This window comes from Flavobacterium sp. (assembly GCF_036759525.1).
Lineage (GTDB): Bacteria > Bacteroidota > Bacteroidia > Flavobacteriales > Flavobacteriaceae > Flavobacterium.
This window is the reverse complement of the sequence record NZ_DAIOUN010000004.1, coordinates 145,451-170,850: the sequence shown is the minus strand read 5'-3', so window position 1 is coordinate 170,850 and position 25,400 is coordinate 145,451. Positions and strand designations below refer to the sequence as shown.

At 32.7% G+C, this 25,400-nt stretch carries 32 protein-coding genes and 1 pseudogene; 17 read left to right on the top strand and 16 right to left on the bottom strand.

Features of this window, described 5'->3' with window-relative positions; all coding sequences use genetic code 11:
• Window positions 1-17: 17 nt before the first annotated feature.
• The 6 genes from V7M80_RS05400 to V7M80_RS05375 all read right to left on the bottom strand — a co-directional run bounded on the left by V7M80_RS05400 (window position 18) and on the right by V7M80_RS05375 (window position 3,045).
• Window positions 18-440: a DUF5606 family protein gene (locus V7M80_RS05400; protein WP_333694593.1), complete on the bottom strand. Its 423-nt coding sequence runs from the start codon at window positions 438-440 to the stop codon at window positions 18-20.
• A 74-nt stretch (window positions 441-514) separates the two neighbouring features.
• Window positions 515-1,102 carry a peptide deformylase gene (def, locus tag V7M80_RS05395; RefSeq protein ID WP_333694591.1) on the bottom strand — a complete coding sequence of 196 codons (588 nt, stop codon included), beginning with the start codon at window positions 1,100-1,102 and terminating at the stop codon, window positions 515-517.
• Between the two features lie 101 nt (window positions 1,103-1,203).
• The gene (gene ruvX, locus V7M80_RS05390) at window positions 1,204-1,620 is read right to left on the bottom strand and encodes a Holliday junction resolvase RuvX (RefSeq protein WP_026710439.1); all 417 of its coding nucleotides are present in this window, start codon (window positions 1,618-1,620) and stop codon (window positions 1,204-1,206) included.
• 1 nt (window position 1,621) lies between these two features.
• The gene (locus tag V7M80_RS05385; RefSeq protein WP_333694589.1) at window positions 1,622-1,903 is read right to left on the bottom strand and encodes a type II toxin-antitoxin system RelE/ParE family toxin; all 282 of its coding nucleotides are present in this window, start codon (window positions 1,901-1,903) and stop codon (window positions 1,622-1,624) included.
• Window positions 1,887-2,126: a hypothetical protein gene (locus tag V7M80_RS05380; RefSeq protein ID WP_333694587.1), complete on the bottom strand. Its 240-nt coding sequence runs from the start codon at window positions 2,124-2,126 to the stop codon at window positions 1,887-1,889. The genes V7M80_RS05385 and V7M80_RS05380 overlap by 17 nt, the downstream gene beginning before the upstream one ends.
• 28 nt (window positions 2,127-2,154) lie before the next feature.
• Window positions 2,155-3,045 (bottom strand): copper resistance protein NlpE N-terminal domain-containing protein, encoded by an 891-nt coding sequence (locus tag V7M80_RS05375; protein WP_333694586.1) that lies wholly within the window; start codon window positions 3,043-3,045, stop codon window positions 2,155-2,157.
• A 121-nt stretch (window positions 3,046-3,166) separates the two neighbouring features.
• Here V7M80_RS05375 and V7M80_RS05370 point away from each other — a divergent pair, with 121 nt between their 5' ends.
• Entirely contained in the window at window positions 3,167-3,982 is an 816-nt protein-coding gene (locus V7M80_RS05370; protein WP_333694585.1) for a 2,3,4,5-tetrahydropyridine-2,6-dicarboxylate N-succinyltransferase, read from the top strand.
• On the opposite strand, the gene V7M80_RS05365 is transcribed toward V7M80_RS05370, so the two are convergent.
• Window positions 3,979-4,722: a glycosyltransferase family 2 protein gene (locus V7M80_RS05365; RefSeq protein ID WP_333694583.1), complete on the bottom strand. Its 744-nt coding sequence runs from the start codon at window positions 4,720-4,722 to the stop codon at window positions 3,979-3,981. The genes V7M80_RS05370 and V7M80_RS05365 overlap by 4 nt on opposite strands.
• 128 nt (window positions 4,723-4,850) lie before the next feature.
• On the opposite strand from V7M80_RS05365, the gene V7M80_RS05360 reads away from it, so the two are divergent.
• The gene (locus V7M80_RS05360; protein ID WP_333694582.1) at window positions 4,851-5,930 is read left to right on the top strand and encodes a glycosyltransferase family 9 protein; all 1,080 of its coding nucleotides are present in this window, start codon (window positions 4,851-4,853) and stop codon (window positions 5,928-5,930) included.
• Here the strand turns inward: V7M80_RS05360 and V7M80_RS05355 are convergent.
• The 3 genes from V7M80_RS05355 to V7M80_RS05345 are packed head-to-tail and all read right to left on the bottom strand — an operon-like array spanning window position 5,927 to window position 8,401.
• Entirely contained in the window at window positions 5,927-6,739 is an 813-nt protein-coding gene (locus V7M80_RS05355) for a glycosyltransferase family 2 protein (protein WP_333694580.1), read from the bottom strand. The genes V7M80_RS05360 and V7M80_RS05355 overlap by 4 nt on opposite strands.
• Before the next feature lie 44 nt (window positions 6,740-6,783).
• Window positions 6,784-7,545, bottom strand: a complete 762-nt coding sequence (locus V7M80_RS05350) for a lipopolysaccharide kinase InaA family protein (protein WP_333694579.1) — start codon at window positions 7,543-7,545, stop codon at window positions 6,784-6,786.
• A 4-nt stretch (window positions 7,546-7,549) separates the two neighbouring features.
• The gene (locus tag V7M80_RS05345; RefSeq protein WP_333694577.1) at window positions 7,550-8,401 is read right to left on the bottom strand and encodes a hypothetical protein; all 852 of its coding nucleotides are present in this window, start codon (window positions 8,399-8,401) and stop codon (window positions 7,550-7,552) included.
• Between the two features lie 56 nt (window positions 8,402-8,457).
• On the opposite strand from V7M80_RS05345, the gene V7M80_RS05340 reads away from it, so the two are divergent.
• From V7M80_RS05340 to V7M80_RS05320, 5 genes are all read left to right on the top strand, one after another.
• Entirely contained in the window at window positions 8,458-9,255 is a 798-nt protein-coding gene (locus tag V7M80_RS05340; RefSeq protein ID WP_333694576.1) for a glycosyltransferase family 2 protein, read from the top strand.
• Between the two features lies 1 nt (window position 9,256).
• Complete coding sequence (locus V7M80_RS05335; RefSeq protein WP_333694575.1) at window positions 9,257-10,168, top strand: glycosyltransferase family 2 protein; 912 nt, start codon at window positions 9,257-9,259, stop codon at window positions 10,166-10,168.
• 2 nt (window positions 10,169-10,170) lie between these two features.
• Window positions 10,171-10,740, top strand: a complete 570-nt coding sequence (locus V7M80_RS05330; RefSeq protein ID WP_333694574.1) for an L-threonylcarbamoyladenylate synthase — start codon at window positions 10,171-10,173, stop codon at window positions 10,738-10,740.
• Between the two features lie 143 nt (window positions 10,741-10,883).
• On the top strand, window positions 10,884-12,305 hold the full coding sequence (locus V7M80_RS05325; protein ID WP_333694572.1) for a CCA tRNA nucleotidyltransferase: 1,422 nt from the start codon (window positions 10,884-10,886) through the stop codon (window positions 12,303-12,305).
• 72 nt (window positions 12,306-12,377) lie between these two features.
• Window positions 12,378-13,397 carry a COX15/CtaA family protein gene (locus V7M80_RS05320; RefSeq protein ID WP_333694570.1) on the top strand — a complete coding sequence of 340 codons (1,020 nt, stop codon included), beginning with the start codon at window positions 12,378-12,380 and terminating at the stop codon, window positions 13,395-13,397.
• A gap of 1 nt (window position 13,398) precedes the next feature.
• Here V7M80_RS05320 and V7M80_RS05315 read toward each other — a convergent pair whose 3' ends face one another.
• The 6 genes from V7M80_RS05315 to V7M80_RS05290 form a co-directional block, all read right to left on the bottom strand.
• Window positions 13,399-14,154 carry a LytR/AlgR family response regulator transcription factor gene (locus V7M80_RS05315; RefSeq protein ID WP_333694568.1) on the bottom strand — a complete coding sequence of 252 codons (756 nt, stop codon included), beginning with the start codon at window positions 14,152-14,154 and terminating at the stop codon, window positions 13,399-13,401.
• 118 nt (window positions 14,155-14,272) lie between these two features.
• Complete coding sequence (locus tag V7M80_RS05310) at window positions 14,273-14,578, bottom strand: 2TM domain-containing protein (protein WP_333694567.1); 306 nt, start codon at window positions 14,576-14,578, stop codon at window positions 14,273-14,275.
• A gap of 12 nt (window positions 14,579-14,590) precedes the next feature.
• Window positions 14,591-14,887 (bottom strand): 2TM domain-containing protein, encoded by a 297-nt coding sequence (locus V7M80_RS05305; RefSeq protein WP_333694566.1) that lies wholly within the window; start codon window positions 14,885-14,887, stop codon window positions 14,591-14,593.
• Window positions 14,888-14,899: 12 nt separating this feature from the next.
• Window positions 14,900-16,237 (bottom strand): 2TM domain-containing protein, encoded by a 1,338-nt coding sequence (locus V7M80_RS05300; protein ID WP_333694564.1) that lies wholly within the window; start codon window positions 16,235-16,237, stop codon window positions 14,900-14,902.
• 5 nt (window positions 16,238-16,242) lie between these two features.
• Window positions 16,243-16,866 carry a hypothetical protein gene (locus tag V7M80_RS05295; protein WP_333694563.1) on the bottom strand — a complete coding sequence of 208 codons (624 nt, stop codon included), beginning with the start codon at window positions 16,864-16,866 and terminating at the stop codon, window positions 16,243-16,245.
• Between the two features lie 261 nt (window positions 16,867-17,127).
• Window positions 17,128-19,281, bottom strand: coding sequence for a TonB-dependent receptor (locus V7M80_RS05290; protein WP_333694561.1), 2,154 nt, complete (start codon window positions 19,279-19,281; stop codon window positions 17,128-17,130).
• 123 nt (window positions 19,282-19,404) lie between these two features.
• On the opposite strand from V7M80_RS05290, the gene V7M80_RS05285 reads away from it, so the two are divergent.
• The 10 genes and pseudogenes from V7M80_RS05285 to V7M80_RS05240 all read left to right on the top strand — a co-directional run bounded on the left by V7M80_RS05285 (window position 19,405) and on the right by V7M80_RS05240 (window position 25,396).
• Window positions 19,405-19,896, top strand: a complete 492-nt coding sequence (locus V7M80_RS05285) for a hypothetical protein (protein ID WP_333694560.1) — start codon at window positions 19,405-19,407, stop codon at window positions 19,894-19,896.
• Complete coding sequence (nudK, locus tag V7M80_RS05280) at window positions 19,896-20,474, top strand: GDP-mannose pyrophosphatase NudK (protein WP_333694559.1); 579 nt, start codon at window positions 19,896-19,898, stop codon at window positions 20,472-20,474. Before V7M80_RS05285 ends, nudK begins: the two co-directional genes overlap by 1 nt.
• Window positions 20,471-20,857, top strand: coding sequence for an SMU1112c/YaeR family gloxylase I-like metalloprotein (gene gloA2 / locus V7M80_RS05275; protein WP_333694558.1), 387 nt, complete (start codon window positions 20,471-20,473; stop codon window positions 20,855-20,857). The genes nudK and gloA2 overlap by 4 nt, the downstream gene beginning before the upstream one ends.
• 99 nt (window positions 20,858-20,956) lie before the next feature.
• Window positions 20,957-21,493: an IS1096 element passenger TnpR family protein gene (locus tag V7M80_RS05270; RefSeq protein ID WP_333694557.1), complete on the top strand. Its 537-nt coding sequence runs from the start codon at window positions 20,957-20,959 to the stop codon at window positions 21,491-21,493.
• A 101-nt stretch (window positions 21,494-21,594) separates the two neighbouring features.
• Window positions 21,595-21,699, top strand: coding sequence for a four helix bundle protein (locus tag V7M80_RS05265; RefSeq protein ID WP_333694555.1), 105 nt, complete (start codon window positions 21,595-21,597; stop codon window positions 21,697-21,699).
• Window positions 21,669-21,953: pseudogene (locus V7M80_RS05260) on the top strand (four helix bundle protein). Before V7M80_RS05265 ends, V7M80_RS05260 begins: the two are co-directional and overlap by 31 nt.
• A 40-nt stretch (window positions 21,954-21,993) precedes the next feature.
• A complete protein-coding gene (locus V7M80_RS05255) occupies window positions 21,994-23,052 on the top strand; it encodes a nucleoid-associated protein (protein WP_333694554.1) in 1,059 nt (352 codons plus the stop codon).
• A gap of 221 nt (window positions 23,053-23,273) precedes the next feature.
• Window positions 23,274-23,519, top strand: coding sequence for a hypothetical protein (locus tag V7M80_RS05250; RefSeq protein ID WP_333694552.1), 246 nt, complete (start codon window positions 23,274-23,276; stop codon window positions 23,517-23,519).
• Window positions 23,520-23,632: 113 nt separating this feature from the next.
• On the top strand, window positions 23,633-24,529 hold the full coding sequence (locus V7M80_RS05245; protein ID WP_333694550.1) for an ABC transporter ATP-binding protein: 897 nt from the start codon (window positions 23,633-23,635) through the stop codon (window positions 24,527-24,529).
• 27 nt (window positions 24,530-24,556) lie between these two features.
• Window positions 24,557-25,396 (top strand): ABC transporter permease, encoded by an 840-nt coding sequence (locus V7M80_RS05240; RefSeq protein ID WP_333694548.1) that lies wholly within the window; start codon window positions 24,557-24,559, stop codon window positions 25,394-25,396.
• Window positions 25,397-25,400 lie beyond the last annotated feature (4 nt).

Sequence of the window (25,400 nt, the reverse complement as noted above, 5' to 3'; positions counted from 1 at the left end):
GATTTCATTATCAAAATTTATTCGGCTGTTTCTTCTTTTTCTTCTTGAGATAACGCTTCAAGTGTTACATACCCTTTAGGTTGTAACATATTGTACCAATTGATTATTTTTTTAATATCAGAGGGATAAACTCTATCTTCATCAAATTCGGGCATAACTTCTCTGAAATAAGACAACAATACCGCGTTATCTTCTTTGTGTGAAATAGAAGCACCTTCGTTTTCTTTTGCAGCAATGGCTTTGAATACTTCGGCTAATTTTATTTCTTCATTATACGTATAGACCGCAATTTCGGATAGCAAACTCACATTGCTACGCATTCCAACTGTTATTTTTTTTCCGTCTAATAAACTTTCGGCAACAAAACCGGTACGGGTTTGTAATTTCAATTCAAATAATCCCGGTTTTCCCGAAATGGCTAATATTTTCTGTAAACTCATATTGTGTAATATATTAAACTTTTAAAACCTCACCCCTAACCCCTCTCCTAAGGAGATGGGAAAGTTTAAGGTATTTATCTTCCTTTTTTATTGAAAAACTTCATTTTGTAATCAGCTCTAATTTTGCCATCCATTATATTTTGAAGTCTTTTTTTAATCAATGTCTTTTTTAATGTTGAAATTTTATCGGTAAATAAAACGCCTTCAATATGATCGTATTCGTGCTGAATTACTCTGGCAATCAACCCATCATATACTTCAGTGTGCTTGGTGAAGTTTTCATCAAAATAGTCAATCGTAATTCGCTCTTTTCGATATACATCTTCGCGAACATCCGGAATGCTCAAACAACCTTCATTAAAACCCCATTCGTTTCCTTCTTCTTTTAGAATTTTAGCATTAATAAACGTCTTTTTAAAACCTTTCAATTGTTCTTTTTCTTCCGGTTTCAAATCATCGCTTTCGCTAAAAGGCTCTGTATCTACAATAAACAAACGAATGGCCAAACCAATTTGGGGAGCAGCTAAACCAACGCCATAGGCATTATACATGGTTTCATACATATTGGCAATCAAATCCGAAAGATTTGGATAATCTGCAGCAATATCTTGACCTACTTTGCGTAAAACCGGATCTCCGTAACCTACTATTGGTAAAATCATTTTATAATGCGTATTATTTGTGAGCTACATTTGCTCTTTTAAGGTGGCAAAAGTAATAAAAAGAATTCTGAAAATTCGTTAATCTTTTTGCCTATTTTGGTTTAAATCATTTTACGAGTTAAGAAATCTTGCAGTAAAATAGTAGCTGCAATTTCATCTACTAAACCTTTATTTTGACGTTGCTTTTTGCGTAAACCGCTATCAATCATGGTTTGAAAAGCCATTTTGGAAGTAAACCGTTCATCGACTCGAATAACTTTCATTTGTGGAAATTCAACCGAAAATGTTTCTACAAATTTTTCGATGATGGGAGCACTTTCTGATGGTAATCCGTTCATTTGTTTGGGTTCGCCAATTAAAACGGTAGAAACATTTTCCTTTGAAAAATAATCTTTCAAAAAAGGAATAATTGTATCAGAAGGAATGGTTGTTAACCCTGAAGCAATGATTTGCAGTTCATCGGTCACGGCAATTCCGGTTCGTTTGATTCCGTAATCTATGGCGAGGATTCTGGGCATTTTATAAAGATTCTTTGTACTTAATGAAACCAAAAATGGTAACTATTTTGTTTTTTGTATCAATGAAATAAACGCAAACATAACCTTTGAATACATAATCCCTGATATTCTCATTATCAAAATATATGGATTTTTTAAAATGAAATGGACTTTTTAAATCTTTACTGAGATTTTTAATCAAATCAGATTTAAACTTCCTGGCTGCTTTAGGTTTATCTTTTGCAATATATTCAACCTGTTCGTTTAATGCCAATAAAAAATCTTTTTCAATTCTTATCTTCATATTTAGAAATCGTTTTTTCTAAATAATGATCAAGTTCATCAAGTGAATAAAACTCGGCAGTTCCATTTGCCATTTTTTCTAAAGTGGCCTCAAGTTTTTTCTTATCGTTCATAAATGATGCATCTTCTTTAATTATTTTATAATCGTTTGAAGAAAAATTATTCAAAAACTCTACAATTTTTGACTTGATGTTTGGTTCACAATCGATTCTAATGGTTTCCATAACAAATACTTTTTACAAATATACATCATTATTTAATTGCTTCAAACTTCGCCAAAGGTGCCATTCTGGCTCTATTGAATGACAAATTATTTCCGTTAATACTGTAATTATCCACTTTTTCGAGCATTGCGGCAAATTCTTGTTCGGTGGTCATATCCGGGCACGCCATCATAGTAGAAGCTCCTTTGGTGAATTTGATTCTCATGGCATCTTCTTTAATTTCATAACTTCCCATCATGTTATTGCAACCGGCAAATGCAGTAAAACGATTGTCTTTATTTAATTGAATAAACATTTCTTTTTTAGATTTATCGGTGGAAGCTTCAATTTTTTTTCCGTATATTTCAACTAAACGCCATTTGGTTGAGATGATTGATTTTTTCTCCTCTGATGAAATTTGCTTTTTAACATCATTAAAATTTGAAGCTGATGGAGCTGGCGGAGGAGGCAATTCATCAACTACAGATTTCTTTTGCAACACATATTTCTCAGCCAATTCACCTTCAATTGTATTTCCCTCCATATCCAATTGTTTTAGATAATTTTCTCCCACAAAATACTGATTGGGAGCTTTCTCGATATTAGATAAAATAATTGTGTTTCCGGCTTCATTCCAAGAATAAACACCCCGAACTTCATTAGTTGAATTTTTCTTTTTCCCTAAATAATTGGTTTTTAAAACGTAGTTGGTTTCATCTTCCAATGTAAGTAAAGTTTCAATTCCTTCACAATCTGCACAAGGTACAACACCTTGATACATCCCAATATAATCTAAAGAGTTCTTGGCGTTGTGCTCATTATTTACAACAACCTCAGTAGAATCTGCAACGATTTCCTCGCTTCTTTCTTCTTTTACTTTTTGAGTACAACTCATTATCAAAAGAGCGAATAAGAATAGAGATGTGTTTTTCGTTTTCATACTAAATATCAATAGGTTCAATACAAATTTAGTTCATTTTGTTATTTATCTGTGTTAAGTTTACAAAAATCAAACCAAAATGTATCACGAAAAGATTTTATCTTTGTCAAAATTTTATAAAATGAACAATTTACAACCTATCATAGAAAAAGCTTGGGAAAACAGAGCTTTATTACAAGAAGAAACTACTACTGCTGCCATTAGAGAAGTTATTGAATTATTAGATAACGGAAAACTTCGTGTAGCCGAACCCACAACTGATGGTTGGCAAGTAAACGAATGGGTAAAAAAAGCCGTAGTCATGTATTTCCCTATCCAAAAAATGGAAACCTGGGAAGCCGGTATTTTTGAATACCACGACAAAATGGAATTGAAACGCAACTATGCCGAAAAAGGAGTACGCGTAGTCCCACCTGCTGTGGCACGTTATGGTGCGTATGTATCCAAAGGTGTGATTATGATGCCCAGTTATGTAAATATCGGGGCATACGTGGATGAAGGTACAATGGTAGATACTTGGGCAACTGTGGGTAGCTGTGCTCAAATTGGAAAAGACGTTCACTTGAGTGGCGGAGTTGGTATTGGTGGCGTTCTAGAACCGCTACAAGCCGCACCGGTTATCATTGAAGATGGTGCTTTTATTGGTTCGAGATGCATTGTAGTGGAGGGCGTTCGTGTTGAAAAAGAGGCCGTTTTAGGTGCCAATGTGGTTTTGACCGGTTCAACCAAAATTATTGACGTTACCGGCGATAATCCGGTAGAATATAAAGGTTATGTACCTGCTCGATCTGTGGTGATTCCGGGAAGCTATACCAAAAAATTTCCGGCTGGTGAATTTCAAGTGCCTTGTGCATTGATTATTGGTCAGCGAAAACCTTCGACCGATTTGAAAACGTCGCTTAACGATGCGTTGAGAGAATATAATGTGGCGGTTTAGTTTTTTTGCAACTTTATCAACTTGGCATACTTGGCATAAGAAAAAAAACCTTGAATTAAAGAAATGGTTAAACCATCTATACCATTTAGAAACCCTTTCTTTAGAAAATAACATCTTAAAAAAGCAACTGAACCATTTAGAATTGGTTTAAATGCATTAATTCTTTTTCCTTGGTCAAAAAGTTGTTGAGCATGCCAAGTTGAATATTGATTTTTCTTTGCTATGATTTGATCTAAGGAAGCCCAACCATAATGAAGTATGTGAACCGGAACTTTTTTTTCGTTTTGGGTTATTATTTTTTGATGTACTTTTGAATCTGAGGGTTTAGCAGTGTTCTTGTTAAAAAACCTTACTTTATGGTCGGGATACCAACCTGCAAAATCAATCAATTTATCTGCTAAATAATTTCTCACTCTAAAACTAAATGCATCATAATTGCCAATTAAGTATTTTTCATTTAAAATAAATTCCTCAGCATCTTTGTCCAAAAACTCATCGGCATCCAAATTCAAAATCCAATCATTTTTGCAATAGGGCAAACCATATGACCTTTGTGGACCATCTCCTAAAAAAGGCTGTGAAATAACAATTGCTCCTTTTTCTTTAGCAATTTCTACTGTTCTGTCTTTACTTAACGAATCAACAATAATAACTTCATCACATACTTTAAACAAAGCATCAATGCACTTACCAATCATTTTTTCCTCATTAAATGTTATAACCAAACCACTTATTGCCATTTTCTTTCATTCTTTAAATTCAAAACAAAAGTATAACTTTTAGTATAATTTTAATCAAAAAGCATATATCAAGGAAAACCATCTACAAATAGTTTGTATTTTAGCATCCTTATAAAACCAAGGTTAATATGAAAATTTTAGTAATTCAACAAAAAAGAATTGGTGATGTTTTAACCAGCACTATACTTTGTAATAATCTGAAAATCAAATACCCAGAAGCTAAAATTGACTACATGTGTTATCCAAATTGTGTTGATGTTTTATTAGAAAATCCCTCGATTAATGAAATTATAATTTTAACAAATACAGTAAGAAAATCGTATCCAAAATTATTTAAATTCATTGTAGATATTCGTAAGAAAAAATATGACGTGGTTATAGATGCCTATAGCAAATTGGAAACCAATTTAATTACATTTTTTTCAGGTGCAAGAGTTACGATTTCCTACAAAAAAACTTATTCTTCTTTTTTTTACAATCATAACATAAAACGTTTTAAAAACGGCACTAAATCTGAATTAGGTTTGGCAATTGATAATAGGCTTTTGCTTTTAAAACCACTTATCTCTGAAACGATTACTGACTACAAGCCTAAAATTTTTCTGCGAAATGATGAAATTGAATCGGCAGAACAAATGCTTCAAAAACATGGAATCAATTACAGTCAAAAACCTTTAATTATGTTTGGTATTCTGGGAAGCGAATGGTACAAAACCTATCCGCTGGAAAAAATGGCAAAGTTGATTGATTTTACTGTTGAAAAACTAGATGCCAATATTGTTTTTAATTACATTCCCTCTCAGCTGGAAGAAGCAAAAAAAGTATATGATTTTTGTACTGAAAAAACAAAAAACAATATTCATTTTGATTTATATAGTGAAGGACTTAGACCTTTTTTAGCTTTGCTTTCCCGTTGTTCTGTTCTCATTGGTAACGAAGGAGGATCAGTTAATATGGCAAAAGCACTGAGTGTTCCAACTTTTTCGTTATTTTCTCCTTCTGTGGACAAAGAAACTTGGCAAATTTTTGAAAATGAAAAAGAAAATGTTTCCATTCATTTAAAAGATTTGAAACCGGAAATTTATGAAAAGCATGATGAAAAATACATAAAAGAACACACTTTTAAGTACTTTGATGAATATCCGTTGGAGTTAATTTTAGAAAAATTGAATGATTTTTTTAACGATTTAAGCATCAAAAAAACTTAAAGCGAATCAATTCCTTCTTCAACTTTAATCACTTTATGCTTTTTATTAAAAGCCCTGATAGCCTTGTTTTTCTCCCAAATTTCAGGAGAAGAATAACCTCGTTTATGATCTAAATGTAAGCAAATGGCACTGTACCTGATTTGTTTAGACAACAATCCTAAATTGAAAAGTCGTTCGCCCAATTCTCTATCTAAACCGCCATATTTCATTTGATGATTAAATCCGTTTACCGCTAAAATATCTTTTTTAAAACCAGAAGAATTATGACCATTCCAAGAGCGTTTTGTGGGGGTAAGCCAATTCATAAAATAGGCAAAAAGCTTATTTTGGGTCAGTTTAGAAACTTTAAAACTCATTTTCAAACCATGCTTTTTGAGCCAAGAAATTTGAAAACAGTTTTGGTTAACTATATCGTCGGCTGTAATAGCTTTTGAAACAGACATAGGAAGTTTAAAATACCCACCTGATAAAAAACAACCTTCTTCTTTGTTTTTTAAATGGACCTCAACAAAATCCTTTCTGGGTATGCAATCGCCATCGGTAAACAAAAGATAATCTGAAGATGATTTAAGAATGGCTTTATTTAAAATCTTTGATTTTTGAAAACCGTCATCTTCTTGCCAAACGTGTATAATCGGGTATTTAAATTTTGATGAAAACGTGTCAAGCAAATCTTTTGTTTTGGAGGTAGAGCCATCATCTGCAATCACAATTTCAAAATCATCTTCAGACTGAACGCTAAATCCTGTTAAGACTTTTTGCAACCATTCCTCGGCATTGTATGTCGTGATAATTATTGAAACTTTCATCAATTCTTTAAAAGAATGGAAATTTAGTGGTTTTTTTAGACATATTATTTCCAAAAAAGGAATTTCTTTTTTAATCTTTTTTTTCTGTAATATTTATACTGAAAATCAGCCGTGTATTTCCACAAGGTTTCAAAAATTAAATTTTCAGATTCTCCTGAAATTTTAGCATATTCATTACTCATGATTGCCACCATTTCTTTGTGAGGAGTTAGTCTGCATAGATTTTTCATACGAAGATTAAAATCCATTTTAGCATGAAATTCCATCCGATTTAAATCGACTAGAAAGAATTCATAATCGTCTTTTTGATTTTTCTTAATTAACGTATTTCCCGGAGAATGATCTTTAAATTCAATCCCTTTTTGATGTAATTGGTAGGAAAATTGAGTAAATTGTCTTAAAATTTTTTCACGATCGGGATAGTCAGGAATTTCAACTAGCTCACGGTAGGTTAAATCACAATCTAAGTGTTCACTCACATAATAACTGTCTTTCAAACCTATCCAATCATAATTTTCTAAAAAAGCAAAGGGTTGCGGAGTGCCAATTCCATTTTCTAACAATTTATTTGCAAATTCAAAAGAACGTCTCGCTTTAGATTTTCTAAAAAAACGATAAACTATTTTGTTAATGAGATTTGGAATTTTAAAAGATTTAACATTGATTGTAATTTTATCAACTTCAAAAAGTTTTATCTTATTACGTTTTCTATTATCAAATAGTTTCCCTTCCTGATTAAAATTTTCAATAATATTAATAATTTTTTCTTTATCAACATTTTGTTGAATCAAAAAGGATGATTTCATTTTATTAATAGATAAATAAATCTTTAAATTTTTGTTGAGCCTCGGATGTTTTTAAATATTCGGGTAAGTTATACGATAAATCAACAACTTCAAATTCCATGTCTCTTCCAAATAAATCCTTACCTTTTTTTATCAACTCGCTAATTTTATTGACATCTTTAAATTCATCTAAATTATATTCTGTGTGCGAAAATGACTCTAGTTTTTCGACAATTTTTTTTGCTCCGCCAACATAAGTAAAGTGCCACCCGGCATTTGGAATAATTTCATACACTTCTCCTTTTCTTTTGGTTCGCATGATTGTTTTTCTAATTCGATAAGGCTTTTTCTTTAAAAGTTTATGCGGTAACAATGCTGTACAGTGCCAAATACCATCTTTTGATTCCTCTTTAGACATGTTGCTACCTCCGTCATAAACAAGTTTGTTATTAAGATAATACATAAACATGTCCATTTTTAATCCATATATTTTATGAACTCCCTTTTCCAATTGTTTTTTAATTACTTCCGGATTAGGAATCTCATCCACATCTGAAATCAAAATAATATCGTCGGGTTTACAATCAACTAATCCTTTAACAACAGAATCACGTTGAAAAAATTCAATCTTCCATGGTGAAAAAGGATTAATAATCGGTATAAATAATGGATATTTGGTAAGTTTTATATGTATTATTTTATGCAAATACTTTGAAAATCGTTCTTTATTTTCTTCAAAAATGAATGGTTTTTTTGTATTTTGAAAAGTTCTGTCAGCTTCTACTAAAACAAATTTATCAACAACACCATCTAATTCATTCAATCTAATTTCCAACAAATCCAATTCATTGAAAAAAATGAAACAATCATAAACCATAAATGTATTTTTTACAAATATAAAAAATTATCCTAACTTGCCATTTATTTAAAAGCATGAAAGAAAATCCAAAATGTACATTAGTTACGCCTACATATAATTGGCCAGAAGCCTTAGACTTATTATTGTTGAGCATTATGAATCAAACGGTTTTGCCAAATGAAGTAATCATAGCCGATGATGGCTCAAAAAGTGAAACAAAAGATTTAATTGAACATTATCAAAGTATTTTTCCTGTTCCATTGATTCATATTTGGCATGAAGATATCAAAAACAGAAAGCCAAGAATTATGAATAAAGCTATTGCTAAAGCTCAATATGACTATATTATTGAAATTGATGGTGATATTATTATGAACAAACATTTTGTTGAAGATCATCTACAATTTGCTCAAAAAGGATTTTATCTTTTTGGCTCTAGGGTAAATATTCAACCATCAATTTTAGAGGTGCTCTTTTCAAAAAAAATCATTCATTTTAATCTTTTTTCAAAAGGAATAAAAAAACGAGGCAGAACGATTCGTATCCCATTTATGATGAAATATGCCAAAATAGTAGAAAAGAGATCTTCAAAACTTAGAGGATGCAATATGTCATTTTGGCGAGAAGATTTCATAAAAATAAATGGCTTTAATGAAAGCCTGGTTGGTTGGGGAATCGATGACTCCGAAATGATTGAACGTATGCATAATCTAGGAATCAAAGGCAAACGACTAAAATTTGCAGGAATAGCTTATCATATTTACCACAAAGAACAATCCAAAAGCCATATCGAAATAAACCACGAAATTGAACGTCAAACCAAGGAAAATAAATTGACTTTCATTGAAAAAGGTATAAACCAATTTTTATAATATGTTTGATATTGCCGTTATTTTAATCAATTATAATTCAAGTGATTTAAGCATTGATTGTATCAAATCTATTTATGAAAAGACTTCATCTGAAATTAATTTCCAAGTAATTATTACCGATAACAATTCAGAAAAAAAAGATTATGAAAACCTAAAGAACTTTTGTAACAATTCTTTTTTACCTAATTTAAAACTGGTAAAAAATAATAGAAATTCAGGTTTTGGTGGAGGGAACATGCATGGCTTTAAACATTCTAATGCAAAATATCTTGCCTTTGTAAACAACGACACTCTTTTTATAAATGATTGTTTAACCATTTTAAAAAAAGAACTTGACAATAACTTATCCATAGGAATAGCAGGAGCACAAGCTTACAAAGAAGATAATAAATTTTTAATTTCATTAGACCATTTTGCTTCTCCTGCCAGAGAAATTTTTGGAAGAAATTTTTTAGAATTAATCAATCCAAAAAAATATCCAAAACGAAAAAAAAGATACATTTCTCCAATTCAAGTTAATTTTATTCCCGGAAGTTTTATGTTTGTTAAAACAGAAGATTTCATTAAAGTAGGAGGATTTGATGATAACATTTTCTTGTATTATGAAGAAACTGATCTCTGTTTAAGACTCGCAAAAATCAATAAGTTTGCTTATTTAATACCTCAGGCTGAATTTATTCACTTTCATGGTGCGAGTACAGAAAAATCTTTGGCCATAAAAAAAGAACTCAAAATTTCTTTATTGTATGTGATGAAAAAACACTATGGCCATATTGGTTATCAATCAGTTAGGTGGTTTTTACTTTTTAAATATGGATTAAGTAGTATTGTTAAAGCTAAAAACAGACCTTTGTTTTCATTAATTTGGAGAGGAGCTCCATTAAACGAATCCCTTCAATTTAAACAAAATTAAGTATGGAAAACATAAACACTGAAATACACAATGCCTTTCAAGTAATCCAAAACGGCGGCATAATACTCTACCCTACCGATACCGTTTGGGGAATTGGTTGTGATGCGACAAATCTTGAAGCTGTTAAAAAAATATATGAACTCAAAAAAAGAGAAGAATCCAAAAGCATGATTGTGTTGATGAATGGCGAAAAGATGATGTACAATGTTTTCAAAGATATTCCCGAAGTTGCTTGGCAAATTCTTGATTTATCTGAGAAACCCACCACTTTAATTTTAGATAAACCCAAAAATGTGGCTCCCAACATTATTGCAGAAGACCAAACTTTGGCCGTTCGAATTGTGAAAGAACCGTTTTGTTTTAAATTGATGGAACGCATGAAAAGACCTTTGGTTTCTACTTCTGCAAATATTTCCGGCGAACCCACTCCAAAATCATTTAAAGAAATTAGTCCCGAAATTATTAAAGGTGTAGACTATGTTGTAAATTTGCACCGCGAAAAAATTTGCGATAAGCCATCCACGATAATCAAATTAACGTTGGATAGTCGGGTTCAAATTATTCGGAAGTAAATGTGGCAATTGGATAATGTGTCAATTAGTCAATTGGAGAAACAATCAATTAATCAATTTTTAATGGATAACCTCTCATTGTCACATTGACAAATTTTCACATTGACACATTGTCAAATTGCCACATTGCCACATTAAAAAAAATGAATTACACCAAAGCTCTACATAACCCCATATTCAAAATCATCTCGCAAGCCGCACAAGAGCTTGGCGTTGAATGCTACGTAATTGGTGGCTTTGTTCGTGATTTTTTGTTAGAACGCGATTTTAAAAAAGACATCGATATTGTAGCCGTTGGCAGTGGAATCGAATTAGCTCTCAAAGTTTCAGAGTTACTACCAAACCAACCCAAAGTACAGGTTTTTAAAACGTATGGCACAGCCATGCTTCGATACCAAGAAATTGACATCGAATTTGTTGGAGCCCGAAAAGAAAGTTACCACTTCGAAAGTCGGAATCCGGTTGTAGAAAACGGCTCTTTACAAGACGATCAAAACCGACGCGATTTCACCATTAATGCTTTGGCTTTTTCGCTGAATGAAAAAAATTATGGCGATTTAATAGATCCTTTCCATGGTTTAGAAGATTTGAAAAACAAAATTATTCGAACTCCATTGGATGCCGACATCACTTTCTCGGATGATCCATTGCGAATGATGCGAGCGATTCGTTTTGCTACGCAATTGAATTTTACGATTGAAGAAAATGCATTGGCTTCGATTGCTAAGAATTGTGATCGAATCAACATCATTTCCGGTGAACGCATTGTGGATGAATTAAACAAAATTCTTTCCACAGAAAAACCATCCATCGGATTTATTTTATTGTATCAAACCGGCTTATTAGATTTGATTTTACCGGAATTAACTGCTTTAAATCAAGTGGAAGAAATAGAAGGTCATACCCACAAAAACAACTTTTATCACACCTTAGAAGTGGTTGATAATATTTGTCCGAATACCGATGATGTTTGGTTGCGTTGGGCGGCTTTGCTTCACGACATTGGAAAAGCACCAACAAAAAAGTTCAACAAAAAACAAGGTTGGACGTTCCACGGTCACGAATTTTTGGGTGGAAAAATGGTCAAGAAAATCTTTGAACGATTGCACATGCCATTGAACCATAAGTTGAAATACGTTTCCAAATTGGTGATGTTGAGTTCGCGACCGATTGTGCTTTCGCAAGACATTGTTACCGATTCTGCCGTTCGACGTTTATTGTTTGATGCCGGCGAAGACATTGAAGATTTAATGATTTTGTGTGAAGCCGATATTACCACCAAAAACCCGAATAAATTCAAAAAATACCACAATAATTTCAAGATTGTACGTCAAAAAATTGTAGAGGTGGAAGAACGCGATCACGTGCGAAATTTTCAACCGCCTATTTCAGGAGAAGAAATTATGGTACTTTTTAATTTGAAACCCTCTCGTGAAATTGGCGTTTTAAAAGAAGCCGTAAAAGAAGCCATTTTAGAAGGAGAAATTCCGAATGAATATGAAGCCGCACTTTCCTTTGTACTCAAGAAAGGGGAAAAATTAGGATTACAAGCCCTAAAAAATTAAGGACAAGATTAACTTTTGTTTATTCTAATGAAAATATAAAAGTCGTGTAATTTTGCATTAAGTTATTAAAACATGAAAACCAACAAACCCGTTATAATTTGGCTCCTTTCCGGATGTATTTTATTATTTATCATGGTAATGGTTGGCGGTATCACACGGCTGACAAATTCCGGCCTTTCCATGACCGACTGGCATTTGGTAACCGATACTTTTCCTCCTACCTCAGAACAAGCTTGGAATGAGGCTTTTGAAGAATACAAGAAATTTCCCGAATACCAAAAAATCAATATTCACAACGATTTTACATTAGACGATTATAAATTTATTTATTTCTGGGAATGGTTTCACCGCTTTATTGGTAGAATTATTGGACTAGTTTTCATCATTCCGTTTGTTTATTTTTTGATAAAGAAAAAATTAGACTCCGAAACCATCAAAAAATGCATCATTCTACTTTTCATGGGTGGTTTTCAAGGATTTTTAGGTTGGTTTATGGTGAAAAGCGGCTTAATTGACAAACCGGATGTGAGTCACTATCGATTGGCTTTGCACCTTACTTTCGCATTTATCACCTTTGCTTATACACTTTGGGTGGCTTTGGATTTAATTTATCCTAACAAAGTTGAAGTTATTATACCATTGCGAAAATTAGCTCGAATTGCCTTGGTGGTTTTAATCCTTCAAATTATTTATGGCGGATTTGTAGCCGGATTAAACGCTGGATTAATTCACAATCATTGGCCATTGATGAGTGAAGGAAAATTAATTCACGAAACGGTTTGGATAGAACAACCCACTCTTTTGCAAAACTTAACCGAAGGAAAAAGCGGAGTGCAATTTATTCATAGAACACTGGCCTATTTTGTAGTTGGGATGATTTTATTTTTATATTTCAAAAGTAAAAAGTACTCGCTTACAACCCTACAAATCAAAGGTTTAAACGTATTAGTACTTTTTGTCTTTGCTCAATTTATTCTAGGCATATTCACTTTACTGCTTCACGTTCCGCTTTGGTTGGGTTTAGCTCATCAATTGATGGCTTTCTTATTATTAAGTGCGATGACATTTGTGTTGCATCGATTTAGTAAATAAATCAACCCAACCAAACCTTAAAATCATTTACTTTTTCACGGCTTACAATTACCTCATCGGATTTGTAAGTAGGTAAAATCACCTTGAGACGAGAATTACTATACACCACTATATCCTTTATAGTCTGTAATGGAATAATAAATTTTCGGCTAACTCTGAAAAAATCTTTCGGATTCAGTTCAGATTCTAATTGTTCTAATGTGATATCTAAAAGATAATCTCGATTGTCCAAAGTATGAAGATAGGTTCCTTTATTTTCACTGTAAAAACATTCCACCTCATCAATGGAAATCATTTTCAAGTGTTCACCAATTTTGATGGTAAAACGTTGTTTGTATGACTTTTCAATTGGATTGACCAACATTCGCTTTATTGCTTCAAAATCTAAAGACGTAATATTACTTTTTTGAAATTGATTTTTGAATTTTGTAATTGCTATTGCTAAATCATCAACATCAATAGGTTTAAGTAAATAATCAATACTATTCAATTTGAAAGCCCGCAATGCATATTCATCAAAAGCAGTTGTAAAAATCACTGCACTTTTAATTTCAATTTGTTCAAAAATTTCAAATGATAAACCATCCGATAATTGAATATCTAAAAATATCAAATCCGGATGCTGATTCTTTTGAAACCATAATATTGCTTCTTCAACCGAGTGAAGCATAGTTTCTACTTGCAAACCTAATTTTTCAACTTTACGTTGTAATAATCGAGCGGCTGGTTTTTCGTCTTCTATGATGATGATTCTCATTTTGATAGGTTATTGGTGATGGGTAATGGGTGATGGGTAATGGGTTATTGCTACTAATTTAACTGTCAACTAAAAACCGATAACTGACAACTGATAACTGACAACTGAACACTAACCTCTACTCCCACTTCTTCTTATCTTTCTCCATCAATTCTCTAATTTTACGTTCTTCCCAATTGCTTCCTAAAAACCATTGGGGTAAGAAAACTGAAAACCCGTGGGCTACTAAACCAATTCCCCAAAAGAAAGCGGTAAAAAAGTTTTTGTATTGAAAATAAGATTCTCCCGGAGATAAATTTTGAATATTAACCACAACTATCATGATATTCACTACAATGTAAACCAATAAATGCGAATAAAATCCTTTAATTTTTCTCACTCGTTTCAGAGCTTCTTGGTATTTAATTTCTTCTTGTGCGTTCATAACTTTACCATTTTATAAATACTTGTTCTTTTTTTCTTTTTCCATTAATTCTTTGATTTTTCGCTCCTCCCAATTTTTACTAAAAAGCGAATCGGTTCCAAAAACGCCAATGGCGTGACCAATCAATCCAACTCCCCAACCTAACATGGGATAAAAAAACCATAAATGTTCCGGTGAAAACTTAAGGTTTAAGTAAACCATCAAACTGATTACAATAACATAACAAATGAAGTGAATGTAAAATCCTTTGATTTCTTTTACCTTTTTACTTGCTTTTTGGTATCTTTCAAATTCTGTGTTCGTTTCCATGATAATTGCTTATTAGTTCCACTTATTTTTTTGATTCGCTTCTTTTTCTAAAATTTCCTGAATTTTTCGTTCTTCCCACGTCTTTCCATATCCAAAAGTTTCTAAGCCGTGAAACAGCACTCCCATTCCCCAACCCAACATGGGGAACCAAAACCATTGGAAATTTGAGGTGTTCAGATTAACAATAATTAAAACCGGGATAACTACACAATACGAAATTAAATTTCCGTAAAAACCTTTAATTCTTTCTACCCGTTCTTTGGCTCGGGCATACGCCATATCTTGATTGTAATTTGTTTTTGTTTCCATAATTGTAATTTGTTTCGTTAAAATAGGTAAGCCTACCTTAAAACTAGTTTCATTTTCTACGACCCATACTTTTCTTTCCGTCAATATAGCGTAGCGATTTACAATGTTTTGCAATCCCACTCCTCTTCTATCAGAAAGAATTTCCTTTTTTTGAAGATTGTTTTCAATAACCAACTGATTATCGTCAATATATATTTTAATATGCAAAGGTTTGGATTCACTCACTACATTATGCTTGATGCAATTTTCTAATAGTAATTGCAACGATAACGGAACCACTTTGGCTTCTTCATTAGCAAAATTTTCAGGCAATTCAAACGTAATGCTGTTTTCAAATCTCATTTTTAGTAGATTCATATACGTTTTAGCAAAGTTTAATTCTTCCTGAACCGAAACCAATTCTTTGTCTTTTTGTTCTAAAACATAGCGATAGATTTTAGACAGTGAAGTGGTAAACTTTTGAGCACTCTCCGGATTTTCTTCTATCAAAGAACTCAACACATTTAAACTGTTGAATAAAAAATGAGGATCAATTTGATTTTTTAAACTTTCAAACTGTGCCGAAGCTGTTCCGGCAATCACTTTTTGTTCTTTTACTTTGTTTTCCTGATAAGCTTTATAAAAATAAAATGCGTGAATTCCGAGTGTAACTATTAAAGTGATAATGATAGCCACCACATAGTTTGCCGGTTTTTCATTTTGAATAAAAGTTGTAAATGCTTGTTTTTCTATCACTACATCTTCAAAAATTCGCAATAAAAAAATAACAAAAAGTGAAATAGTAAAAGAAGCGAGAGCACCTAAAATCAAGCGTTTTTTGGTAAACCTATCGTTTTTAAAATAGGCATCTAATGTGTTAAAAATAAAACTATTGGCATAATACAAAGTATATCCGTAAAGCAAACAGTACCCCAAGTTCACCAAAAGATTGTAATCCATATTGATTTTTCCACCTGATAGAAATCGAATTAAAATCAATACGAGAAAAACACCCAAACTAATCCAAGTAGCTCTTGGAAACTCTTTGATATACTTTTGCATAGTTTCTATTTTTTACAAGATTTTGCAATTTCTTGTGCCCGATCCAACCCCCAATTAGGATGAAAAACCGATTGAGGTTTAAAAGTAGCAAAAAGTTCAATTGCTTTTTCAATTTGTGCACAGATTGGTTTGGTATCGGTTCCGAAAAAACGTGCAGAACCCATTTCAAATTCGGCTTTGCCTAAAACTACACGAGGATTATTAGGTTCAATTTGTTCTGCTTTCCCATACAATTCCATGACTTTTCCAGATAATTTCATACCGTTGGTCATAGGGTCAAAAGCAATCCAAGCCGTATGAATCATGGCCTGCATGACTAACAATTCAGCATGGTTCGGATATTTGTTCAACTCAACGTCTAATGCGGACTGTGCTTTTGATAGCAAAGCATTCATTTGTTCTTTGTCTTTGGTAGCAAAAGCCGTTGTGGTATTCACTAAAGCTACATAATAATTGGGCAACCAGTTTTCTTTTTCAGCCGAAGCAATTCGTTCAAACATGGCTGAAGCTTCTGTGTTTTTTCCTTCTCCCCACAGAGCGAAAGCTTTTCCCATTCCTTGCTCAAATTGACCTTGTGAGAATACTTGTGATGTCACAAACAAAACGAGGGTAATGATAATTTTTGTCATAATTTTAATTTTTTAGATTGTTAGATAATTAGATTTTTTGATTTCTAGATTGTTCGTTTTTTGAATTTTGATATTGATATTGATTTTTGATATTGATTTTCTGATTCAAATTTCTACTGAAATACTCACTTTTAAAAAAGAGTTTGACTGAACTGTTGATTTTTGAGGATGAATTGTTTTTTTAAGGTACTAAGGCACTGAGGTTCTAAGGTGCTGAGTTAATTGTAATCTAAAATCCTTAGAGCCTTAGCACCTCAGAACCTATAGATTCTCCAACTGATTCGTTTTCTTATTATCGCTTATCGTCCAAAAGAAACCTACAAAAAAGAAACGATCGGCAGGTTGACCAATGGCTCTACGTTGAAATTGACCATTCAAATCTGGTGAATTGGCATATTGATACCCAAATACATTATCCGTTCCGATGATATTGGAAACTGAGAAATACAATATCTTTTGCTGCGAAAGCAAATACGCCCAATTGAAACTTAAATTTTGAAAAGGTTTTGTTTTACCGTTCATGAACTCCAATTCATTCGGATTGTTATACGGACGACCGGAATTGACAATATAAGAAAACCCAATTTGCGATTTCCAGTCCTCAATCCAATGTTTGGTAACAATTGATAATGTATGATCGGCTACAAAACTTGGTGTGACTTGATTGGGAAAATTCAAATAATCACGTTCCGTATCGATGTACGAATACGAAACCCAATAATCGGTGTTTTTAAAGGTTTTATTATCTCGCCAAAAAATATCAATTCCTTTGGCAAAACCGGAACCATCGTTGCTGAAAGCTGAATTGAATTGAGCTCCATTGGTGTCAAATTTCACCAAATCGTCATATTTTTTATAATACGCTTCCGCTCTAAATAAACGTCCGTTTTTATTATGTTGAAAATTTAAGATATAATGACTTGCTTTTTCAGATTGAAAATCATCTGAATATTTGATGTAATCAGCTCTTGGCGTTTGAACAAAATCGCCATATGCGAAGGAAAATTGACTGTTTTTTGAAACTTTGTAAGCAAATGAAGCTCTTGGTGAAAGACGAAATTCATCCAACAAACTGTTTTGAGAAGCCCTTGCTCCTATTTTCATGGCTAACTTTTTACTAAAGAAAATATCTGATTCCATGTAAGCCGCTGCAATAGCATTTTGATACCCAACGTTAAACGATTGACCTTCAAATTCAGTGAATTTTTCATCAAAATCAGTCACAAAATAATCCGCACCGGCAGTAATTTTGATTCGTTCTGTGATTTTCTTTCCCACTTTCATTTTTAAATGAATAGCATTTTCATCATTCTTCACTTGATCAGAATTGATGCCGATTTTATTCACACCTAAACCGTAACTCACTCCGGTATGCAAACTCCAATTGTCGCCAAAAGTTCCTTTGTACGAAGCATTTCCATAAAAATTATCGTTTCTCAAATCAAAACGCACTTTTTCCGGCTGATTGATATCTTCCTGATTGATGTCAAATTGAGCCACATCAAAAGCTCCATAAATTTTCAACAATCCGTTTTTAAATTGATACCGATAGACCATTTCTCCTGCTAACGATTGATACGGTTTATTCCAATCTACTGCTTGTGGAATTAATTTTTGATAGGGCTCCAAGTTGATATATGCCGCATTAAACGTCAATGAATTTTTATTCCATTTTTGCGTATTTCCGATGCCTAATCCAACGGTCATTAACGAAATATCGGTTTGCTCTTGCGTTGGTTCATCAATGGTGTTTAAAGTCAACACACTCGAAATTGCTTCACCAAATTCGGCACTGTAACCTCCTGTTGAAAACGAAATGCCATTAAATAAAAACGGTGAAAAACGACCGCGAGTAGGCAGATTTTGTGCAGTTGCTCCATACGGTTGAGCTACCCGAAGTCCGTCCACAAACGTTTGGGTTTCATCGGCTTCACCACCACGCACAAATAAGCGACCGCTTTCACCCACAGTTTGGGTTCCCGGAAGTGTGTTTAAAGCCGCAATAATATCACCGGCAGAACCGGCAGTGGTTACAATATCCAACGGTTTTAATACGGAAACTCGAGCTTTATCTCCGGCTTCAAACGTTCCGGCAGATACAATCACAGCATCTAACGTATTGACACTTTCTCTGAGTTTGATGGTTTGATTTTTAAAATTGGAAACCTCAATTTGTTTTTTAAATGTTTCAAAAGAAAGAAAACTCACAATCAAAACTTTCGTACCCGTTTCGGAAGTATTGAATTTAAAATTTCCGTTTTCATCGGAAGAAGCTCCATCATACGTTCCTTCTAAATAAATATTGGCACCGGGAATAGCGATACCTTTTTCATCGGTAATTTTTCCTGAAATTTGGGTTTGGGCCAAACTTTGAATTGCAATTACAAAAAGCAAAAAAGAAATTAGTGTTTTCATGGGATTGATTTTGATGAAGCAAAATTGGTTTAAGCCTATGTTGAAAAAAATAAAATGTTACTGAAATGTGAAATTTCAAAGATGAATTGTAATACATAAGAACTTTTAGTATCTTTACTTGGTATGAATGCATTGGTAAAAATTATTGTAATTGTCATGTTCTCTTTGTTTTCATTTCTTGTTTGTGGACAAGAGAACACTACTACTGCCTATTTTCAAAGCACTTCTTTTATGACATCAAAAAACAATTTAAATGAATTGGTTACAGATGAATTAACAACTTTGAAACCGAAAAATTTGGAGATTTTGCAAAGTTTTGAACCCGATAAATATTTGCAAGTTAATATCCCTAAAATTTACACTGAAAAACAAAACTTATTTTACACTAAAAATGAATTTACGGGAATGTACAAGGTGTATAACACTTCATATGATGAAGTTCGATTATACCAAAGTTACCCTTCCTATTTTGACTTTTCACCTACATGTTTTATGCCGGGACCTGTTACCAATGGATCAGCAGGTGATTTATTTAGTGCAATAGTTCGCTCTTTTTTATCTGAAGCCGATTTGAAATTCAAAATAGGTAAAAAACATACCTTCACTTTTTTTTAATGAACCCAAAAATCCAAATCACCAAAACCGAATTGTTATCCGACAATTGGTATTTACTTAACAAAGTTACCTTTGAATTTACTCCCGAAAACGGTGAACCTGAAATACAACGTAGAGAAGTTTATGATCGTGGAAATGGTGCTGCCATTTTATTGTACAACAAAGCAAAACAAACGGTTATTTTAACGCGTCAATTTCGATTACCCACTTTTTTGAACGGAAATGAAAGCGGTATGATGATTGAAGTTTGTGCCGGACTTTTAGACGAAAAAAATCCCGAAGATTGCATCAAACGGGAAACCGAAGAAGAAACCGGTTACCGAATTCAAGACGTAAAAAAAGTTTTTGAAGCCTACATGTCGCCCGGTGCAGTTACAGAAATTTTATACTTTTTTACAGCCGAATACCAACCCGAAATGAAAGTAAGCGAAGGTGGCGGATTGGCCTCAGAACATGAATATATAGAAGTGTTGGAACTCGATTTTAACCAAGCATTAAAAATGGTTTATTCAGGAGAAATTAAAGATGCCAAAACGATAATGTTGTTATTACATGCCAAAAGTGAAAATTTACTATGAAACTAAATAAAGTTCACCATATTGCCATTATTGCTTCCGATTATGAAATATCAAAAAAATTTTACAATCAAATTTTAGGTCTGAAAATTATTCGTGAAGTTTATCGCAAAGAACGGGATTCCTTCAAATTGGATTTAGCCTTACATGACCATTATGTGATTGAATTGTTTTCATTTCCTAACCCACCCAAACGTCCTTCAAGACCTGAAGCAGTTGGGTTACGACACTTGGCCTTTGAAGTTGATAATTTGGACGAGACTATCGTTTTTCTGAATTCTAAAGGTATAACCTCAGAACCCATTCGCATAGATGAATTCACCGGAAAACGATTCACTTTTATTCAAGATCCGGATGCTTTACCCATCGAATTCTATGAAAAATAATTCCCTTTTGGTTCTTTAAATCTTATCAACAAAAAACATTTCTATCGTCTTAAATAGTAAATAATCGTTACTTTTGCCTTCCGTAAAAATGCAACGAAGATGATTTACAAATTACGAGTTATACTCGACAACGAAGACGATGTTTTTAGAGATTTGGCAGTAGAGAGTTCAGATTCTCTGGAAGATTTACACAATGTTATTGTCAATGCTTTTGGTTTTGACGGTAATGAGGTAGCTTCTTTTTATACTTGTGACGACAACTGGAACCAAGAAGATGAGATACCCCTTTTTGATACCGGAGATGTTCCCGGAGAAATGCGAATTATGAGCGATTTTATCTTGGAAGATTTATTGTATGAAAAACAAACTAAAATAATTTACGTTTACGACTTCTTAAATATGTGGACCTTCTTGGTAGAGTTAGCCGCCATAGAAGAAAAACAAGTGGGAGTTACTTACCCGGAATTATTATACTCACACGGACTCATGCCAATTGGTGAAAACAACATCAATTTTGAAGCCGATGAGGATAATTTATTTTCAGATTTTGAAGATGATTTGGATGAAGATGATTTGGATATGTTTGACGGAGACGATTCGTTTGAAGATTTTGGGTTTGAGGAGAATTGGAATTAATTTAGGGACTGAGGGGCTAAGGTGCTGAGGGGCTAAGGTTTGGAAATGTTGCTAAAATTGTATTAATTTGTGACTCAATTATAAACCATACAATTTTTATTATGAGCACATTTAAAGACCTTTTGATTTGGCAAAAAGCCATGAATTTGGTTACCAAAATCTATCAAACTACTCAATTATTCCCAAAGATGAGCAATTTGGATTAACATCTCAAATTAGAAGAAGTTCAATCTCAATTCCCAGTAACATTGTCGAGGGTTTTGGAAGGTAAGGAAAGAATGATTATTTAAAATTCCAAAACATTTCTTTAAGTTCCTTATTTGAAATGCAAACCCAAATTGAAATTGCTAAAAACATTAACTATTTAAATGAAACTGATTTTTCTATTCTTTATGAAGATTCGAGAGAACTTGAAAGAATGTTAGTTTCATTTATCAACAAAATTAAAGATCGAAATTAATAAACCTCAGAACCTTAGTGCCTCAGTGCCTTAGAACCTTATGATAAATTTATTCAACGCCCACATCGAGTCCTTATCCATCCATCGTGTTGGAAACAAAAGTAGAAATGAAGCTGCTTTTTTATCTGAACAACCTTGTCAAACCAATGACGAAATTACACCCTTGTTAAAAGAGTTTTTCTTAAAACCATTTCGGGAAAAAGAAGAAAACTACTATCAATTTGCTCACGAAGTAGATTTGGAATACCATGACATGTACAAATTGGCCTCGGAAGTATTTGACAATCCCTCTACCAATCACGAGGTGTCTAAAAAAATAACCAAACACTTGTATGAACAATCCAATCATCCGCATATTAAAAACGGCGAAGTGTATGTAGCATACATAACCCATTTGACTATAGATAATAACCAAGTAGATGCAATTGGTGTTTTTAAAAGTGAAATCCAAGCCGACTTTTTACAATTTGAAGAAAAAGGAAGTAATTTGGAGATGTTGTTGCAACACGGTATCAATTTAAATAAGTTGGACAAAGGTTGTTTAATCTTTAATTACAAAAAAGAGGAAGGCTATAAAATATTGACTGTTGACAGTAACCGCTATGATGCTCGCTACTGGCTAGAACATTTCCTGAGTGTTGATGCTTTTCAGGATGAAAATTTTATCACCAAAAAATACTTGAAATTTTGTCAAGATTTTGCCAAAGACGTGGTTCTTCCGGCAGAAGACAAAAAACAAGAGGTTATGTTTATGAACCGTTCGGTAAATTATTTTGCCAAAAATGATGAGTTTGAAGAAAGTCAGTTTTTAAATGAAGTAATTGACAATCCCGATTTAATTCCGGAATTTAAAAATTACAAAGTAGATCGCGGTGAGAAATACAGTATTGAAGATGTAACCAATTTTCCTATTGCCAATGCAGCGGTAACCGATGCTCGCAAGAAAATTAAAAACGTTATCAATTTGGATACGAATATTCAAATTAAATTGGACTTCATCAATCCGGAAAGTGCCGAAAAGTTTGTAGAAAAAGGCTGGGATGAAGAAAAACAAATGTATTATTATTTGGTTTACTTTAATAAAGAACAGAAATCATAAAATACTATACGAACTAAAACCTCTTCCTTTTTTGAAGAGGTTTTTTTTGTTATAGCATTAAAGTAAAAAAACGAATAAAAATGTTAAAACCAAGAAAATCAAATTGTTAAATAAAATATATTTTTCTTACAATTATTAATTTTTTATTCCTTTTATCGATTTTATTATAACTTTAATCGTTGTTTTTGTAATTTTAGTCTCGAATCAATAACCTAACTATTATGAAAACACCACACACAAAATCTGTTGGTACCCAAAAAAAATGGGTTTGCATGTTTATAGGGCATCGGTATCAACCCATTCGTAAAATAACCAATCATTTTAATGAATACGAATGCAGGTGTTGTGGCAAACAAGTAGCAGATGATCCCAGAGGAAAATTAATTGTTCTTACACCTCAAATCAAAGAAATTAACGAAACCTTACAATACATGTTCTTGAAAAAGAGAGAATTGGAGTTAAGTTAATGATTATTTTTTTTGACACGAAAAGGCACTTTTTAAGTGTCTTTTTTTATTTTTCACTTTTTTAGTAACAAATTCCTCTCAAAATAGTCTTATAAAAATTAAACCTTCTCATTTTGGAACAAATTTTAAAAATTTCGAACCTCCACAAACGATTTGGAATCGTTCATGCTGTAAACGATTTGTCCTTTGAAATTAACAAAGGGAACGTATATGGAATTTTAGGCCCTAATGGTAGTGGTAAATCAACCACTTTGGGAATTGTTTTGAACGTAGTAAACAAAACATCGGGAAATTACGAATGGTTTGGAGGAACTATGGAAACCCATGAAGCCCTCAAAAAAGTAGGAGCCATAATTGAACGCCCCAACTTTTACCCATACATGACTGCAGAAGAAAATCTAAAAATAGTTTGTAAAATCAAAGGCACACCTCCTGAAAAAATTCTAGAAAAATTAGAATTGGTAGGATTACTGGATCGTAAGGACAGTAAATTCAAAACTTTTTCTTTGGGAATGAAACAGCGTTTGGCTATAGCCTCTGCATTACTCAATGATCCTGAAATACTTATATTGGACGAACCAACCAATGGACTCGACCCACAAGGTATAAGACAAATTAGAGATATTATTAAAATCATTGCTGCTCAAGGCACTACCATACTATTGGCCTCCCATTTATTGGATGAAGTAGAGAAAGTTTGTACTCATGTATTGGTTCTTCGAAAAGGAAAAATGTTGTATTCTGGGAAAGTTGATGAAATGATTTCTAATGAAGGTTTCTTTGAACTCCAATCTGAAAATCTTAATCAATTGAAATCGGTTTTAAACCAACATCAATCTATTGATAAAATTAACGAAGAAGAAGGTAAACTAACCGTATACTTAAAAGAAGCTTTAGAAGCTCAAGATTTGAATAAATACTTAGTTTCCCAAGGTATTTATGTGAGTCATTTAATTAAACGAAAAAACAGTTTAGAGGAACAATTCTTGGAATTAACCTCAAAAAACTAAACTTTCTCATTTCAAAAGCAAAACATTATGATTCGATTATTGGAAATAGAATTTCAAAAAATTTGGAAAAACAGAGCCAGTAGAGTATTAACTATAGCTTACTTTGTAATTCTTTCATTTATAGCCCTTATAGCTTCTATAAAATTTAAAATTGGAAACTTTGAATTGCAAATTGCCGACCAAGGTATTTTTAATTTCCCTTACATATGGCATTTTAACACCTATATTGCAGCTTTACTTAAGTTTTTTCTAGCCATTGTTATTGTATCGATGATGGCAAACGAATACAGCTACGGCACTCTGAAACAAAACCTAATTGATGGATTGAGTAAAAGAGAATTCATTCAATCTAAATTTTTGACCGTATTGGCTTTTGCTTTAGGATCTACACTATTTGTATTTGTAATGTCGCTTTTGCTGGGGTTTTCATTTTCATCGTACACCGAAATAGGGATTGTTTTTTCTGATTTAGAATATTTATTGGCTTACTTTTTAAAGCTAACCGCTTTCTTTTCTTTCTGTTTGTTTTTGGGAATTTTAGTAAAAAGATCTGCATTTGCATTGGGATTTTTATTTGTTTGGAATATTATTGAAGGGATTGGAATTGGGGTACTCAAGTTTAAAATTTTTAAAGGTTCGGATGATTACCAATACATTACTCAATTTTTTCCATTAGAATCGATGTCAAATCTTATTCGAGAACCTTTTAGTAGATTGTCTGTGATTAAATCTATAGAAGAAACTATTGGAGGAGAAGCCATTGCCCGAGATTATGGTGTGGGAATTGTTCCTTTACTGATAGTTGGAGCTTGGATAGTTATATTTATGTTAATGTCTTATAAAATTCTTCAGAAAAGAGATTTGTAGTATC

Bases quoted from the DNA above. Each gene is read 5' to 3' on its own strand.
- V7M80_RS05400 (WP_333694593.1), bottom strand. From the start codon at position 440: ATGAGTTTACAGAAAATATTAGCCATTTCGGGAAAACCGGGATTATTT.
- def (WP_333694591.1), bottom strand. From the start codon at position 1,102: ATGATTTTACCAATAGTAGGTTACGGAGATCCGGTTTTACGCAAAGTA.
- ruvX (WP_026710439.1), bottom strand. From the start codon at position 1,620: ATGCCCAGAATCCTCGCCATAGATTACGGAATCAAACGAACCGGAATT.
- V7M80_RS05385 (WP_333694589.1), bottom strand. From the start codon at position 1,903: ATGAAGATAAGAATTGAAAAAGATTTTTTATTGGCATTAAACGAACAG.
- V7M80_RS05380 (WP_333694587.1), bottom strand. From the start codon at position 2,126: ATGGAAACCATTAGAATCGATTGTGAACCAAACATCAAGTCAAAAATT.
- V7M80_RS05375 (WP_333694586.1), bottom strand. From the start codon at position 3,045: ATGAAAACGAAAAACACATCTCTATTCTTATTCGCTCTTTTGATAATG.
- V7M80_RS05370 (WP_333694585.1), top strand. From the start codon at position 3,167: ATGAACAATTTACAACCTATCATAGAAAAAGCTTGGGAAAACAGAGCT.
- V7M80_RS05365 (WP_333694583.1), bottom strand. From the start codon at position 4,722: ATGGCAATAAGTGGTTTGGTTATAACATTTAATGAGGAAAAAATGATT.
- V7M80_RS05360 (WP_333694582.1), top strand. From the start codon at position 4,851: ATGAAAATTTTAGTAATTCAACAAAAAAGAATTGGTGATGTTTTAACC.
- V7M80_RS05355 (WP_333694580.1), bottom strand. From the start codon at position 6,739: ATGAAAGTTTCAATAATTATCACGACATACAATGCCGAGGAATGGTTG.
- V7M80_RS05350 (WP_333694579.1), bottom strand. From the start codon at position 7,545: ATGAAATCATCCTTTTTGATTCAACAAAATGTTGATAAAGAAAAAATT.
- V7M80_RS05345 (WP_333694577.1), bottom strand. From the start codon at position 8,401: ATGGTTTATGATTGTTTCATTTTTTTCAATGAATTGGATTTGTTGGAA.
- V7M80_RS05340 (WP_333694576.1), top strand. From the start codon at position 8,458: ATGAAAGAAAATCCAAAATGTACATTAGTTACGCCTACATATAATTGG.
- V7M80_RS05335 (WP_333694575.1), top strand. From the start codon at position 9,257: ATGTTTGATATTGCCGTTATTTTAATCAATTATAATTCAAGTGATTTA.
- V7M80_RS05330 (WP_333694574.1), top strand. From the start codon at position 10,171: ATGGAAAACATAAACACTGAAATACACAATGCCTTTCAAGTAATCCAA.
- V7M80_RS05325 (WP_333694572.1), top strand. From the start codon at position 10,884: ATGAATTACACCAAAGCTCTACATAACCCCATATTCAAAATCATCTCG.
- V7M80_RS05320 (WP_333694570.1), top strand. From the start codon at position 12,378: ATGAAAACCAACAAACCCGTTATAATTTGGCTCCTTTCCGGATGTATT.
- V7M80_RS05315 (WP_333694568.1), bottom strand. From the start codon at position 14,154: ATGAGAATCATCATCATAGAAGACGAAAAACCAGCCGCTCGATTATTA.
- V7M80_RS05310 (WP_333694567.1), bottom strand. From the start codon at position 14,578: ATGAACGCACAAGAAGAAATTAAATACCAAGAAGCTCTGAAACGAGTG.
- V7M80_RS05305 (WP_333694566.1), bottom strand. From the start codon at position 14,887: ATGGAAACGAACACAGAATTTGAAAGATACCAAAAAGCAAGTAAAAAG.
- V7M80_RS05300 (WP_333694564.1), bottom strand. From the start codon at position 16,237: ATGCAAAAGTATATCAAAGAGTTTCCAAGAGCTACTTGGATTAGTTTG.
- V7M80_RS05295 (WP_333694563.1), bottom strand. From the start codon at position 16,866: ATGACAAAAATTATCATTACCCTCGTTTTGTTTGTGACATCACAAGTA.
- V7M80_RS05290 (WP_333694561.1), bottom strand. From the start codon at position 19,281: ATGAAAACACTAATTTCTTTTTTGCTTTTTGTAATTGCAATTCAAAGT.
- V7M80_RS05285 (WP_333694560.1), top strand. From the start codon at position 19,405: ATGAATGCATTGGTAAAAATTATTGTAATTGTCATGTTCTCTTTGTTT.
- nudK (WP_333694559.1), top strand. From the start codon at position 19,896: ATGAACCCAAAAATCCAAATCACCAAAACCGAATTGTTATCCGACAAT.
- gloA2 (WP_333694558.1), top strand. From the start codon at position 20,471: ATGAAACTAAATAAAGTTCACCATATTGCCATTATTGCTTCCGATTAT.
- V7M80_RS05270 (WP_333694557.1), top strand. From the start codon at position 20,957: ATGATTTACAAATTACGAGTTATACTCGACAACGAAGACGATGTTTTT.
- V7M80_RS05265 (WP_333694555.1), top strand. From the start codon at position 21,595: ATGAGCACATTTAAAGACCTTTTGATTTGGCAAAAAGCCATGAATTTG.
- V7M80_RS05255 (WP_333694554.1), top strand. From the start codon at position 21,994: ATGATAAATTTATTCAACGCCCACATCGAGTCCTTATCCATCCATCGT.
- V7M80_RS05250 (WP_333694552.1), top strand. From the start codon at position 23,274: ATGAAAACACCACACACAAAATCTGTTGGTACCCAAAAAAAATGGGTT.
- V7M80_RS05240 (WP_333694548.1), top strand. From the start codon at position 24,557: ATGATTCGATTATTGGAAATAGAATTTCAAAAAATTTGGAAAAACAGA.